Origin of the sequence: Mesorhizobium sp. M0159 (assembly GCF_040322295.1) — a bacterium.
Lineage (GTDB): Bacteria > Pseudomonadota > Alphaproteobacteria > Rhizobiales > Rhizobiaceae > Mesorhizobium.
The window spans coordinates 1-13,100 of record NZ_JAMYTF010000018.1; the positions used below are offsets into that span (position 1 = coordinate 1).

Below are 13,100 nucleotides of genomic sequence, written 5' to 3' on the forward strand. Positions count from 1 at the left end.
AGTTTTCTAATTTGCTGGCGGCGGCGTTGCGGCTGGTTTCTCCTTTCTACCCCGGACACCCCCCTATTTATTTTTTGATTTATTCGCCCCCCCCCCCCCCAATGCGGGGGGGCGGGCTTTTTGCATTTTCCCTCGCATTCTGTACGATCTTTCTTTCGCGACAGGGCGGCTCGATCCGGCGCTGCCCGACCAAGATGCGCGTTAGGCATGGGAGATGGTGTCATGCTTGCCAAGGTCCTGACACAAGCGGCAGTCCTGACAGCCGGGGCGCTTCTGTTTGCCGCGACGGCCCACGCCCGGCCGGACAGCCGCGCGATGACGTGCGAACAGACACAGCTTCTGATCCAGAGGCATCGCTCGGTGGTGCTGACCACCGGCCAGAACACCTACGATCGATACGTCCGCCAATTCGGCAATGAATGCGACTGGCCGCAGGTGCCGCGCGCCGCTTATATCAAGACGCGTGACGGTCAATGTCCGGTCTATCGCTGCCAGGATCCGGTCTTCGACCTCCCGGACTGAAAGCAAGGGTTTTTCATCCGACCGCCGATGCAGAATGCGGAAGGCGGTGGCTCATTCCTCGTCGAAAGGACCACCTTCCCGTTGGAGATCGCGCGAAATGACGCGTTCATCGGTGTCGTCCGGCAAGGCCTCGTCGCTTTCCTGGTAAGCGTTATCGTCGTCCTCCTCCGGCAGTTCGCCGCTTTTCTCGACGTCGTAGCGAATATCGCCGTTTTGCGGCACGCCGTCAGGGAGGATTCTCCCGCTCCGGATGGCGTCCCAGTCCTGCTGCTGGATCGTCGGGCTCTCCGTCTCGTCGTCGGTTCGTTCTTTCCTGCGCGGTTTCATCGCGGTTCTCCATAATGTCAGGGGCCCTGAATTGGCTCAGTGGTTGAACTCATAAGTCTGGCGGCCGGTTCCGGGCCGCTGCGGTCCGGGCGCATTGCCGCACGACGGAACCAATCGCGCCTGCCCGCCTTCACATTCAGAAGATACTGGCGCGAAAGGAGCTCGACATGAGACCGCTCATTTTCTTGCCGTATATGCTAGGTGCGCTGCTGCTGGCGGTGCCGGCGGCCGCGCAGCCGGGCGAACAGGCGCAATCCGACCGCTGCAAAGTCGAGCTGCCCGACAAGAACAGCGAGCAGCAGAAGCCGGCCGGCAACAATTTGTCCGATACGCTCGAGCCATGCGGTGGGGTGCTGAAGCCCCCGCCAACGGGCGATCAGGGCATGGCGGCGCCACCGCCGGATGAGGGCAAGACCCCGGTGATCAAGCCCGGCGAGGTGCCGCCACAGCCGCCAAAGCAGTAGCAGCGACGAGCGGCAACTTCGCGCCGCTTGCGCCGGCAGGTTTGTTGCACTCGCTTAGGAACATTAGCTTGTCCTAAATGTTATTTCAGACGCAGTAGATATCACCCCCCTCCGGTATCGCTGCTGATCGGGAAACCGATCGGCCCGCGTCTTGCGACGCGGGCCACCGCAGTTCATTCGCAGTCCATTCGCCGCATCGCGCGGGCACTTCACCGGTGTTCGATTAGCCGCCACTTACGGAACAACAAGGTGGCGTGGGCGTTTGCCTAGAGGGTTCGCCGCTTCGACCGGAATGCCGCGTCGCAATTGTAAGGGCGAGGCCCGTAACAACAGGAGTAGACGATGAAAATCCACCTTGTTCCTGCTGCGGCGGGATTGGCGTTGCTTGCCGGCGTCGGCGTGGCCACCGCGGACCAGGTGATTGTCACGCCCGAACAGCAGACGGTCATCCGCGAATACGTCCACAAGCACCCGCTTGCGTCGATCAGTCTTCTGGGGGTGGAGCTCAATATCGGTTCCACGTTGCCCGATACGGTCGAGCTGCAACCGATCGATGTTCCAGACGTGCGGTACAGATACGTCGTCGTCGGCAATCGCACCGTGCTCGTCGACCCAGGCACCCGCAAGATAGTGCAGGTCATCGAGTGATCGGCGTTGCCAAACCGCGAACCGGGTTTGGAAAGGTCACGGTCTAATAACCAAATCAGAGCTCCATCCCGCGCGATCGGGATGGAGCCGCTGTCGTCTCGAAACAAGGAAAGGAGCCATTCCCATGCTGCCGCATGTCGAGCCGGTCAACGTGGCCGCCGCCGTCGACAAACTGCTTGCTGAACGAGGCGATGGCCTGCTGTCGATGAAGGCGGCGATAGCACTGTTGCGCGAACGCACCGGAACCGAGCGCTCGGACGCCGACCTTGAAGGGCTGATCATCAAGAAGGCGGCGCTCCTTGGCGTCGCTGTCCTGTGTGACAGAGAGGCTCAATGACGGTGTTGCCTGCGCCTCAAGACGCGGGTCGAAATTTCAGCTAGAACAGCGTTGCTTACGCATGAACCGAGCCGACGGAGGTATCAGTGACGGACAGGGAGGAACGGATTCGCCAGCGGGCACACGCGATCTGGGAACAGGCAGGCAGGCCCGATGGGGCGCATCAGCAGCATTGGGATCAGGCTACCACAGAAATCGACACGGAAATCGCCGCGAAAGAGAAGACCGCCAGCCGGCCGAAGCCGAAAGCACGCCAGCCTAAGCCGGCGCCCGTCACCAAGGACGGAAGCAAACCCAAGGCGCGACCACGCAAAGCGTGAACGAGCGGATTTAGGCAGACTTGGATTGAACGCGTCCAAACGGCAGAATTCAGATCCATTATAGGCTACGTTCATGGTATAGGCCCGGCCGCCTTGTCCGGATCGGTCCGGTCACGGCGGAACTGCCCTGCCCAGGCAATGGCAACAGCCATTCCTCGTGCCTGCCAGTGCAGAGCTCATATTCAGGCGCGAGATTCGTCGGCGCCAAGCCCGCCATCCCAATGGCGGGCTACTTACCGCCTTGCACGTGACGGCAGCAGGGCGGGGCTCACACGAGCACGCGCCTCAGTGTGTTTGACGGCCAGGATCCGGCGAAGCGGACGCTCCGTCTTCCAAGGCGTCCCAGCCCACGGCGGGGCTTCTTTGCATCAGCTGAGGGCACGCAAACTCCGCCAGATCGGTTTCCGCGAAGCCGTCGAACTCGATAGCCGCCCCGTAGAGCTGGGCTGCTTGCATGACGAGCCATTCGATGTCTTCGCGCGCAACATTCTCGGCGAGGTTCTGCAGTCGCGCGGCTTCGGCGACAGCAGTCAGATTGATGGCAATCCCGGACCGCAATGTAGCCCGAACTCGGGAACTGACGTCTTCGTGCAGGCGAACCGAAAATCCGTAGCGCATGGAAAACCTTCCCTTCAGGAGCGGTTTATCCCTCGCTTTCACCATGCGCCCAGAGTCGGCGATTGACAAGCGAAAATCTTGAAAAATCATTTAGTATCAAATAGTTAGTGTATTTTGTCGATTGTGCGGTTGATGCTTGATCCGCTTCATTGGATTTCTGCACGGATCACGCATCTGGAGATCTTGACGTACTCTGCCAACATACCTAACTCTACGAAGAATTAGGAACATGCTAACTCAGCTAGTTTTAGCCTGGTATGACTGGAGGCCGAGATGTCCGAACTGGAACGCCCGGAACGATTGCAGATCATGCTGACCGCCGATGAACTGGCGGCGTTGGAGAACTGGCGCTTCGACAAGCGCATGCCGAGCCGGTCGGCCGCGGTACGGGAACTTTTGAGGCGAGGCCTCACAGCCGATGGTTTCCTGACGGCGGCGCATGGGACCAAGTCGCGCGACTTCGGCATCCTGCCGCATTCTGCAGATGGCGACGGGGCAGTCGACGGGGTGCCCCAGAAGGAATAGCGTCGTTTCCGCGGCAATCGCCCGCTCTGCGACCGTGCTTCGCGACTCTCTTGCTTCGCGATGAGCTGTGAACGTCTGGTCCGCTGATCGCCGCGAAGTAGAAGAGATCCAAAGCTCTGTCTTGCCAGACGCTCCGCAATCAGGGAGTGCTCGATCGGCATAGTGTGGGCTCGGGAATTTGCCGATGACGCTGGAATTGACGGCCGGCGACCAGTCGATGCTGCATGGCGAGCAAGGCTCGGCAGCGGCTGCCGCCATGAAGATCCTGGTCGCTTTCGCGAAGGCGGTCGGCGCGCGCAAATTGCTGGACATTGCCGGTGCCCATATCGACGGCTGCCTTTATCACGGCCAGGCCAGCCTCGATTTCGTCGAAATGCTGATCGAGGGCGGCGGCCGCGTTCGGGTGCCGACGACGCTGAACGTCGGTTCGTTCGACCTCATCCATCCCGGATTGGTGAAGATGCCGGTGTCGCAAGAAACGCCGGCGCGACGCCTGATGAAGGCGCATCTGGAACTCGGCTGCCAGGCGACCTTCACCTGCGCACCCTATCAGACCCGGTTCCGGCCAAGGTTCGGCGAGCAGATCGCCTGGGGTGAGTCCAACGCCATCGTCTTTGCCAATTCGGTGATCGGGGCGCGGACCAACCGCTATGGCGATTTTATCGATTTGTGCTGCGCAATGACCGGGCGCGCGCCGGCATGGGGGCTGCATCTGAGTGAAAATCGACGAGGCCAGGTCCTGTTCGAGCTGACTGACGCTGCTTTCGAGCCAAGCGACGCTCTGTTTGTCGGCGTCGGGCTGATCATCGGGCAAAGGGCTCGCGACCGCATCCCTGTCATATCGGGCCTGCCGCAGCCGCGCGACGAGGACCAATTGAAGGCGCTGGGGGCGGCGGCGGCAACGACGGGTGCCGTGGCGCTGTTTCATGCCGTCGGCATCACGCCGGAGGCGAAGACGCCGGATGAGGCGTTGCACGGCCTGGCGCCGGAGGAAAAAATCCGGATCTCTCGCGCTGACATCCACCATGCGCTGGCCAGGCTGTCGAGCGTCCCCGACGGCGTGCAGCTTGCAGCCGTGTCGTTAGGCACGCCGCATTTCTCCCATGAAGAGTGGATGCGCCTGTTGCCGCTGCTGCGCGAAGTCGGTCCAGGCAAGGGTGTCCCAATCTATGTCAACACAGGGCGCGCGACGCTGACGCGGCTGCAGGACGAAGGCGCACTGGCCGGCATGGAAGCCTTCGGCCTCGTTCCGGTCACCGACACCTGCACCTATGTCACGTCGATCCTCGAGCGTCTCGATGGCGTGGTGATGACCAATTCGGGCAAATGGGCGCATTACGCACCTGGCAATATCGGTGTCTCGGTGGCCTTCGGTGACATGGAAGACTGCGTCCGCTCGGCTGCGGCCGGCCGCGTCGTGCGAGGCGCGCCATGAAGACGCCGGCCAGAACCGGTACATTCCACCTTTCCGGCTCGGCACAAGGCCCAGCGCTGGTGCTTTCGCAGGCGCTCAGCTTCTGGGGCGGGATCGACGTCGAAACGGGCGACATCATCGACCATTCGCATCCGGACCTGGGCGGCAATATCGCCGGCAAGATCCTGGTGATGCCGAGCGGGCGAGGGTCGTCGTCCTCGTCTTCGGTTCTGGCCGAAGCGATCCGCAGAGGCACGGCGCCGGCCGGCATTATCCTGGAGCGGCCGGACCCGATCCTTGCCGTCGGCGCCATCGTTGCCGAATTCCTCTACGAAATCAGCATGCCGCTGGTTGTCTGCGACATGTCAGGCATTGTCTCCGGCGACCGGATCGCAATCGGTCTGGGCGAAGATGCGCAAGCGATGGTGAGCAAGCTCTAGCCGGCCATCAGTCCCGCCGCGCCCCGCCGCCAGTAGGCTGCCGCCAGTGTTTCGTTGCGGCCGAGCGCCAGCGTGCCGCGCCAGTGTTCGCGCACCGTCGTGGCGGCTGCCGCTTCGGCCGCGAACCAGCCGAATGCCGAACCGGTCGGCCATGCGAGCAACCTTACCCACAGGAGCGAAATGGCATGGTCGGCAGTGATAGCGGGCGCGGGCACATGCGCTGGTTTCGATCGGGCAGCATGACGGTTATGCTGCCGATGGCGTGTCTGTCCTTGCGCCGTCTTGCGGGTTCAAGGCACTGGCCGCCGAGACGGTCGTCGCCGGCGGCGGAGACGAAGGCGCTGTTCGTATTGGGCGGCGCATCTATGATCGGCTTCGGTCCTTCTTTCAGATCTCCGGGATGCTTTCCCTGAAAATCACCTGCAGTCTTGGCTGGTGCAATTCGTAAGGCAAGCCCCTGACCGCATGGCTCAAGGTGTTGAGCGCCTCGCGGGCTTCGACACGCGGGTTCTGGTCGATGACCGCGTCGAGCGTGCCGTCGAGCAGAAGTTCCTTCGTGCCTTCCGTCACCTCATGGCCGAGAAAGACCGTCGACAGCGCGCGCCCGCGCTCCTTGAGTGCGCGGGCGATGCCGGTGTTGCCGGCGCCGACATTGTAGATGGCGGCCAGGTCCGGGTGCCGGTCGAGCAGGGCGGAGGCCTCCGAATAGGCCTTCTCCCGGTCGTCGAGCATCTCGCGCATCTCAACGATCTGCAGATTGGGCGATTCTTCCGCCAGTATGTGGCGGAAGCCCATCTCGCGCTCCTCGTGGCCGCGGTAGGAGAGCGAACCGGCGAACAGCGCGACCTTGCCCGGACGCCCTGCGCCCATGAAGCGGTTGAGAAGGTAGCCGGCGAGCCGGCCGGCGGCGCGGTTGTCGATGCCGATATAGGCAACCCTCGGCACATGCAGGATGTCGGAAGCGATGGTGACGACCCTGACGCCGCTGGCCGAAAGCGAGCGGATCGCCTCACGCACAGTTGGATGGTCGAGCGCGATCACACCAACGCCCTGCGTCTGCCCGTGCAGTTCCTGCAGCAGACGGGCAAGCCGGTCCGGATTGAAGCCTTCGATAGTAGCGACGCGGACGTCGAGGTCGGGCCGCGCCTGCGCCTGCGCCTCGATCTGGCGGTGTAGCATCTTGATGAAGGAATTGGTGCCGGCGGGCAGGGCGAAATCCAGCCGTATGACCTCGCCAGTAACCGCGTTGCGCTGGTTCGGATTGTTCGAATTTTCAGCGATATAGCCAAGCCGCTGTGCCGTTTCGAGCACGACCTCGCGGGTGCGCGCCCTGACCCCGGCGCGGTTGTTGAGCACACGGTCGACCGTGGCGGCCGAAACGCCGGCCTCCCGGGCTATGTCTGTCAGGGTGGACCGCACTGTCGATCACCTCATTCCAAAACGCGCCAGGGGCGCATCGAGATCACGCATTTCATGGGTCCACCGTCGGAGAGCGGCTTCATCGCCGTCCGCGATTCTGATGGGAAATGATGTAACTGGCCTTGGCCGATGCGCAAGCCGCTGCGCTACACCAAAATGCCCAAGCAGACCAAAGCGGGGAGGTGGGCAGCCGGGCTCCCTCAAATTCAAGCACCGGCTTCAGTATGAGAGCCTTTACAAACGCCATTCTTCCCCTCCCATGAGATGTTATGATGTATTTTGATTATTTATGATGTTGACAGCCTTCGTATAGTGCCGTCAATATCCATCATAAGGGCCGTGGAGGAACAAGGCCCTGAGGGAGGAGTTCCAATGTCGAATTTGATCCGCGTGTCGCGGCGCCGTTTGCTGGCGTCCGGTGGAAAGGCGGCAGTCCTTGTTGCCGCCGCAGGTATTGCACCGAAATTCATTCGCCCAAGCCGTGCCTATGCGGCCGATGCCCTGGCGCCCGGCATGATCGGTGGCCCGACGGGCTTCGACGGTTCGGAGCGCTACCAGTATGGCGCCGACACGCCCGAGGGCCGCGCCATCGAGGCGGCCAAGGCGATGAAGGGCGCCGGCAAGGCGCCGGCCAAGATCGTGCTTGGCCTGTCCGACGGCTCGATCGGCCAGCTAACCCAACCGTTTCCGGCCGGCGCGCCGTCGATCAAGGATCTCTGGGAGAAGGAAACCGGCATTCCGTTGGAAATCGTCGGTGTGCCGAACGGCCAGGAATTCACCAAGACGATGCAGGACATCTCCACCAAGGGTGGGGCGTATGACATCTACGCGGTCGAATGGAACCGCCTTGGCGACCTCGCCGAAACCGGGGGCATCCTCAAGCTCGATGACTTCGTCGCGCAGTACAAGCCGGAATGGGACGATCCCGAGCGTGGCTACGTCAATGGCGCCAAGGGCGTGTCGCTACTCAACCAGTACCGCGGCTCGACCTATGGCGTGTCGCTGGATGGCGACTTCCAGACCTGGGTCTACCGCACCGATCTGTTCGGCGACGCAAACGAGAAGAAGGCCTTCTCCGACAAAAACGGCTATGAACTGGCGGCGCCGAAGACGTGGAAGCAGCATGACGAGATCGCGGCCTTCTTCCAGCGCCCGGACAAGGGCCTGTTCGGCTCGACCGATCTGCGCAACCAGGGCTGGGGCTACACCAACTGGTATCAGCGTTATGTCTCAATGGCTTCGCCCAATCAGTTCTTGTTCGACGATGCCGGCAAGCCGCTGATCAATTCGGAGCAAGGTATCGCGGCGACCAGCGAGTACATTGCGTCGCTGTCGCATCATTCGCCGGATGCGATCTCCTGGGGCTGGCCGGAGCAGTACGGCAATTTCGCCAAGGGCGGCGCGGCCATGACCTGTGCCTTCTCCAATCTGCCGAAATTCCTCGACAATGCCGGCAACAAGGATTCAGCTGTCACCGGCAAGATCGGCTCGATGCTGCCGCCCGGCCGCGAAATCGACGGCAAGCTGGTCAGCCGGTCGGTGCTGTGGCTCAATCTGTCGGCGTCGGTGTCCTCGCAAGCCAAGAATCCGGAGGCCTGCTACCTGTTCCTGCAGTGGCTGGGCTCAAGCCGCATCTACGCCTGGATGACTGCCAATCCGGGCGGCTACTTCGATCCGTTCCGACTATCGGATTTCTCGGATCCGCTGGTTCGCCAGACCTATCACGCCTACCACATGGACGTGGTGCGCGAGACGGTCGCCCGCACCGTGCCCACCATCAACTATCCCGGCGCCACCGCCTTCCACAACGCGCTGGACGAGAACCTCGTCGCCGCGCTGACCAAGGCCAAGACAGCCGAGCAGGCGATGGCCGACACCGAGGCCGAGTGGAAGAAGATTGCCCGCCGCACCGGCGAGGAGAAGCTTCTCGAAGCCATCAAGACCAACAAGGAGGCCTGGCCGACCGTCCTCGATCCAATCGCCTGATCCTTCCAGGATCCTACCAAGAAGGGGAGGAGCGGTCGCTCTTCCCCTCGGCAACGAAGGACCCAGCAAAGCCGCAAGATGAAGCGTTCAGTTCCTTTCGAGATATTCCGCTATGCCGCGATCCTTGCGGCGATGGCGGTGACGCTGGTGCCGATCCTGTGGATGGTGTCGATGGCGTTCAAGCCGATCGCCGAATGGTCGGCGACCGGCGCCGACCTGACCTGGTGGCCGAAGAACCCGACACTCAGCAATTTCCGCTTCGTCTTCGGTGAATCGACCAACAATCTGATCGTCGCGCTCGACCGCACAGCTTTGAAGCCGATCCTGTCGTCGCTGCTGTCGGCCACATTCGGTACGGCAATCGCCATGTCGGCGGGCACCGCGGCGGCCTACGGCCTGTCGCGCTTCGGCTCGGGCCAGAACCTGCCGCTGGCGCTGATCCAGCTTCGCCTGTTTCCGCCGATGGCGGTCATGACCCCGGTGATGATCATGTGGGCCTTCCTCAACTTCACCGACAGCTGGTGGGGGCTGTCGTTGATCTACGGCATCGTCACGCTGCCTTTCGCCTTCTGGCTGATGAAGACCTTCTTCGACGACATGCCGCGCGAGATCGAGGAGGCGGCACTGGTCGAGGGTTGTTCGCGGTGGCGCGTCTTCACGCGCATCACGCTGCCGATGATGCGCGCGCCGCTGGCCAGTGCCGCGCTGTTCGTCTTCATCCTCAACTGGTCGGACTATCTGATTGCGCTGCTTCTGACGACGCGCGAATGGGTGACGGTCCCTGTCTACATGGCCTCGCTGTCCTCCTCGATGACCGGCCAACTCTACGGCGCCAAGGCAGCCCTCGGCCTGATAGCCGCAGTGCCGCCTGTCATCATGGGCATCGCCATCCAGCGCCATCTGGTGCGCGGGCTGACCTTCGGGGCGCTCAAGCAATGAGCGCGGTGACTGCGACGATTTCGGAGGGCGACATGCAAGCCTCCAAAGCGGCGTCGGTGCTGCCGGACGAGGGCGCAAAGCTCGGCTTCCGGCTGACGCTGCCGGCGCAGATCCTGGTGCTGTTCATCGCCGTCTTCCCGCTCCTGATGCAGCTCTACATCAGCCTGACCGACTGGTCGCCGCTGTCGGGCACCGGCTGGTGGAACGCCTGGTCGATGTGGAACAGTTTCGCCAACTACACCGACCTTGCCGCCGATGCGCGCTTCTGGAGCGCGCTGAAGCGCACGGCCATCGTCATGATCGTCTGCGTGCCGGCGGAGTTCCTGCTCGGCTTGGCGCTCGCGACACTGTTTGCCGACGAGTTCCCCGGCAAGCGGATCTTCTACTCGATCCTCTTGATGCCGATGATGGTGGTGCCGGCGGTGGCCGGCTACATGTTCTTCATGCTGTTTCAGTCGGGCGGCCCGGTCAACGACATCCTGTCGGCGATCTCAGGCTTTCCCGTCACCATCGCCTGGCTGTCGGACCCGACGCTGGCGCTCATCGCCGTTATGGTCGCCGACATCTGGCAGTGGACGCCGCTGATGTTCCTGATCCTGCTTGCCGGCCTGGTCGGCGTGCCCGACGACCAGATCAAGGCGGCGACGCTGCTCGGCGCCAACCCGTGGCAGCGATTCGTCACCATCGTGCTGCCGAAGATGAAGACGATCATCATCATCGCGCTGGCGATCAGGGTGATCGAGAACTTCAAGATATTCGACATGCTTTACATCATGACCGGCGGCGGTCCCGGCGTCGCTACCGAAACCATCTCCGTCTACATCTACAAACTCACCACCCAGGACCTGATCTGGGGCTATGTGGCGGCAATCGCGCTGGCCATACTGATCGTGCTGTCCGTCGCTGCGGTGTTTGCCATGAAACGCATGGCCCGGGTACGCGAGGTGGCGGCATGAGCACCATCCACCTGCAGAACCTGGTCAAGAAATTCGGCGACTTCACCGCGCTGAAGACGATGGACCTGGCCATTGCCGACGGCGAGTTCATGGCGCTGCTCGGGCCGTCTGGCTGCGGCAAGTCGACGACGATGAACATGATCGCCGGCATGGAAGGGCCGACCAGCGGCAAGATCCTGTTTGGCGAGCGCGACATGGCCGGCGTGCCGATGGGGCGGCGCGGCGTCGGCTTCGTCTTCCAGAACTATGCGATCTTCACTCATATGAGCGTGCGGCAGAACCTCGCCTACGGGCCAAAAATGCGCGGCGCACCAAAGGCCGAGATCGGCCGCCGTGTCGACGCCATTGCCGAGATGCTGCAACTGACGCCGCTGCTCGACCGCAAGGCGGACAGACTGTCGGTCAACATATTGCAGCGGGTGGCGATCGGCCGTTCGGCGATCATGGAGCCGGCGATTTTCCTGCTCGACGAGCCGCTTTCCAATGTCGACGCCGCCTTCCGGGCAGTGATGCGGACCGAACTGAAGCAGTTGCAGCGGCAGTTCCGGCAGACCATGGTCTACGTCACCCACGATCAGCTTGAAGCAATGACCATGGCCGACCGCATCGCGGTGATGGACCACGGCGTGCTGCAGCAGGTCGGCACGCCGCTCGAGGTCTATAACAATCCGGCCAATGTCTTCGTCGCCCGCTTTATCGGCGCGCCGGGCATGAACCTGCTCAAGGGCAGGCCGGCGGAAAGCGACCGTGGTCTGGTCATCGATCTCGGCCCGCTCGGCGTGACACCGCCGCTGCCGGTCGAGATCGCCGATGCCGTACCCAGGATGCGCGGCGAGGTGTTTTATGGCTTTCGACCGGAGCAGGTGACGCTGGCTGAAGGTGGCCGTGGCCTGTCCATGCCGGTGAGTTTCGTCGAGCGGATCGGCGCGCGCACCATCATCCACCTTGGCGACGGCGAGACTGCGGTGAAGGCGGTGTTCGACAATGATGTCGGGCTGGCGATCGGGCAGACAGCTGTCGTCGCGCCTGCGGCGGAGGCGGTGCGCGTCTTCGACGCCGCCTCCGGTCTTGCATTGAGAGCAGGTTGAGATGGCCGATATCGTTTTCCGTAATGTGACAAAACGCTATGGCGGCACGCTTGCCGTCGACGATGCGTCGTTCGCGGTGAACGACAACGAGTTCTTCTGCTTCTTCGGGCCGCCGCTGTCGGGCAAGTCGACGATACTCCGTCTGGTGCTCGGGCTGGAAACCCCGGACGCGGGCGAGATCCTGATCGGCGGAAAGCCGGTCAACACAGTGTCGCCGGCCGACCGCAACGTCGCCATGGTGTTCCAGAATTTGGCGCTGTTTCCGCATATGAGCGCGCGCGACAACATCCGCTTTCCGCTGGTCGAACGCCGGGTCGCCGAAGCCGAGATCGAAGAGCGCGTCGCCGACGTCGCAGCCAAGCTGCATATAGGCCATATCCTGCACAAGCCGCCGGCACAGCTTTCCGGAGGTGAGCGGCAGCGCGTGGCGATTGCCCGCGCGCTGGTGCGCGACCCGGCCGCCTATCTGATGGATGACCCGATTTCGGCGCTCGACGCCCGGCTGCGCGAGGAGACGCGCGTCGAGCTCAAGCGCATCCAGCGCGAGCTTGGCAAGACGCTGATCTATGTCACGCACGACCAGGAAGAGGCGATGTCGGTCGCCGACCGCATGGCCATACTGGAGAACGGCAAGATCAGGCAGATCGGCGCGCCGGCCGAGATCTATGACCGGCCGACCAGCACCTATGTGGCGCGGCTGCTCGGCTCGCCGATGATGAATATATTGAAGTCGGTGCACGGCGCTGAAGGCGTGGAGGCGGCGGAAGGCACGATCCGCATCGCGGATACCGGCGCCCCGGCCGATGCCGTGGAAATTGGACTCAGGCCGGAAGACATCAAGGTTAAGGCCTGGTCGGAGGGGGGCGCGGGCCGCGCGGCGCGAGTGTTCGAGGTCGAGCCGCTCGGCGGCTACACGGTTGTGACGCTCGCCGCCGGGCAGGCGCGTCTGCGGGCGCTGTTGCGCGGCCAGCCGGACATCAGGCCGGACGCGATGGTGGCGATATCCTGCGAGCCGGGCAGGGTGCATTATTTCGGGCAAGGCGGCGGAGCGCTGGCAAGATGACGGTGGCTGCAAGGAACGAGCTTCGGGAGGAATA

General features: G+C 62.8%; 17 protein-coding genes. 13 read left to right on the forward strand and 4 right to left on the reverse strand.

Translation table 11 applies throughout. The features are described 5' to 3' along the window. Positions 1-222: 222 nt before the first annotated feature. Entirely contained in the window at positions 223-522 is a 300-nt protein-coding gene (locus NKJ32_RS18310; protein WP_023675763.1) for a hypothetical protein, read from the forward strand. A 51-nt stretch (positions 523-573) separates the two neighbouring features. On the opposite strand, the gene NKJ32_RS18315 is transcribed toward NKJ32_RS18310, so the two are convergent. After that, positions 574-849, reverse strand: coding sequence for a hypothetical protein (locus tag NKJ32_RS18315; RefSeq protein ID WP_023675764.1), 276 nt, complete (start codon positions 847-849; stop codon positions 574-576). A gap of 167 nt (positions 850-1,016) precedes the next feature. On the opposite strand from NKJ32_RS18315, the gene NKJ32_RS18320 reads away from it, so the two are divergent. The 4 genes from NKJ32_RS18320 (at position 1,017) to NKJ32_RS18335 (ending at position 2,618) form a co-directional block, all read left to right on the forward strand. Continuing rightward, complete coding sequence (locus tag NKJ32_RS18320) at positions 1,017-1,313, forward strand: hypothetical protein (RefSeq protein WP_023675765.1); 297 nt, start codon at positions 1,017-1,019, stop codon at positions 1,311-1,313. Between the two features lie 342 nt (positions 1,314-1,655). Then, positions 1,656-1,961: a DUF1236 domain-containing protein gene (locus tag NKJ32_RS18325; protein ID WP_023675766.1), complete on the forward strand. Its 306-nt coding sequence runs from the start codon at positions 1,656-1,658 to the stop codon at positions 1,959-1,961. A gap of 124 nt (positions 1,962-2,085) precedes the next feature. After that, the gene (locus NKJ32_RS18330) at positions 2,086-2,298 is read left to right on the forward strand and encodes a hypothetical protein (RefSeq protein ID WP_352594171.1); all 213 of its coding nucleotides are present in this window, start codon (positions 2,086-2,088) and stop codon (positions 2,296-2,298) included. 86 nt (positions 2,299-2,384) lie between these two features. Continuing rightward, positions 2,385-2,618, forward strand: coding sequence for a DUF2934 domain-containing protein (locus NKJ32_RS18335; protein WP_352828375.1), 234 nt, complete (start codon positions 2,385-2,387; stop codon positions 2,616-2,618). Between the two features lie 285 nt (positions 2,619-2,903). On the opposite strand, the gene NKJ32_RS18340 is transcribed toward NKJ32_RS18335, so the two are convergent. Further along, a complete protein-coding gene (locus NKJ32_RS18340; protein ID WP_023675769.1) occupies positions 2,904-3,236 on the reverse strand; it encodes a hypothetical protein in 333 nt (110 codons plus the stop codon). 273 nt (positions 3,237-3,509) lie between these two features. Between NKJ32_RS18340 and NKJ32_RS18345 the strand changes: the two genes are divergently transcribed. The 3 genes from NKJ32_RS18345 (at position 3,510) to NKJ32_RS18355 (ending at position 5,615) form a co-directional block, all read left to right on the forward strand. Further along, positions 3,510-3,761, forward strand: coding sequence for a hypothetical protein (locus NKJ32_RS18345; RefSeq protein ID WP_023675770.1), 252 nt, complete (start codon positions 3,510-3,512; stop codon positions 3,759-3,761). Positions 3,762-3,945: 184 nt separating this feature from the next. After that, a complete protein-coding gene (locus tag NKJ32_RS18350; RefSeq protein WP_352571255.1) occupies positions 3,946-5,196 on the forward strand; it encodes an aconitase X in 1,251 nt (416 codons plus the stop codon). Then, entirely contained in the window at positions 5,193-5,615 is a 423-nt protein-coding gene (locus NKJ32_RS18355; protein WP_023675772.1) for an aconitase X swivel domain-containing protein, read from the forward strand. The genes NKJ32_RS18350 and NKJ32_RS18355 overlap by 4 nt, the downstream gene beginning before the upstream one ends. Here the strand turns inward: NKJ32_RS18355 and NKJ32_RS18360 are convergent. Both NKJ32_RS18360 and NKJ32_RS18365 read right to left on the reverse strand, forming a co-directional pair. Further along, positions 5,612-5,830 carry an SIP domain-containing protein gene (locus NKJ32_RS18360; RefSeq protein WP_352458312.1) on the reverse strand — a complete coding sequence of 73 codons (219 nt, stop codon included), beginning with the start codon at positions 5,828-5,830 and terminating at the stop codon, positions 5,612-5,614. The two genes, NKJ32_RS18355 and NKJ32_RS18360, sit on opposite strands and share 4 nt — an antisense overlap. Before the next feature lie 172 nt (positions 5,831-6,002). Further along, a complete protein-coding gene (locus NKJ32_RS18365; protein ID WP_023675775.1) occupies positions 6,003-7,034 on the reverse strand; it encodes a LacI family DNA-binding transcriptional regulator in 1,032 nt (343 codons plus the stop codon). 372 nt (positions 7,035-7,406) lie between these two features. On the opposite strand from NKJ32_RS18365, the gene NKJ32_RS18370 reads away from it, so the two are divergent. The 5 genes from NKJ32_RS18370 (at position 7,407) to NKJ32_RS18390 (ending at position 13,066) form a co-directional block, all read left to right on the forward strand. Beyond that, positions 7,407-9,020 (forward strand): extracellular solute-binding protein, encoded by a 1,614-nt coding sequence (locus NKJ32_RS18370; RefSeq protein WP_352571253.1) that lies wholly within the window; start codon positions 7,407-7,409, stop codon positions 9,018-9,020. A 78-nt stretch (positions 9,021-9,098) separates the two neighbouring features. Then, complete coding sequence (locus NKJ32_RS18375; protein ID WP_254820511.1) at positions 9,099-9,959, forward strand: carbohydrate ABC transporter permease; 861 nt, start codon at positions 9,099-9,101, stop codon at positions 9,957-9,959. Continuing rightward, positions 9,956-10,915 (forward strand): carbohydrate ABC transporter permease, encoded by a 960-nt coding sequence (locus NKJ32_RS18380; protein WP_352828377.1) that lies wholly within the window; start codon positions 9,956-9,958, stop codon positions 10,913-10,915. Before NKJ32_RS18375 ends, NKJ32_RS18380 begins: the two co-directional genes overlap by 4 nt. After that, positions 10,912-12,003: an ABC transporter ATP-binding protein gene (locus tag NKJ32_RS18385; protein WP_352465290.1), complete on the forward strand. Its 1,092-nt coding sequence runs from the start codon at positions 10,912-10,914 to the stop codon at positions 12,001-12,003. Before NKJ32_RS18380 ends, NKJ32_RS18385 begins: the two co-directional genes overlap by 4 nt. A 1-nt stretch (position 12,004) precedes the next feature. Then, entirely contained in the window at positions 12,005-13,066 is a 1,062-nt protein-coding gene (locus NKJ32_RS18390; protein ID WP_352465289.1) for an ABC transporter ATP-binding protein, read from the forward strand. Positions 13,067-13,100 lie beyond the last annotated feature (34 nt).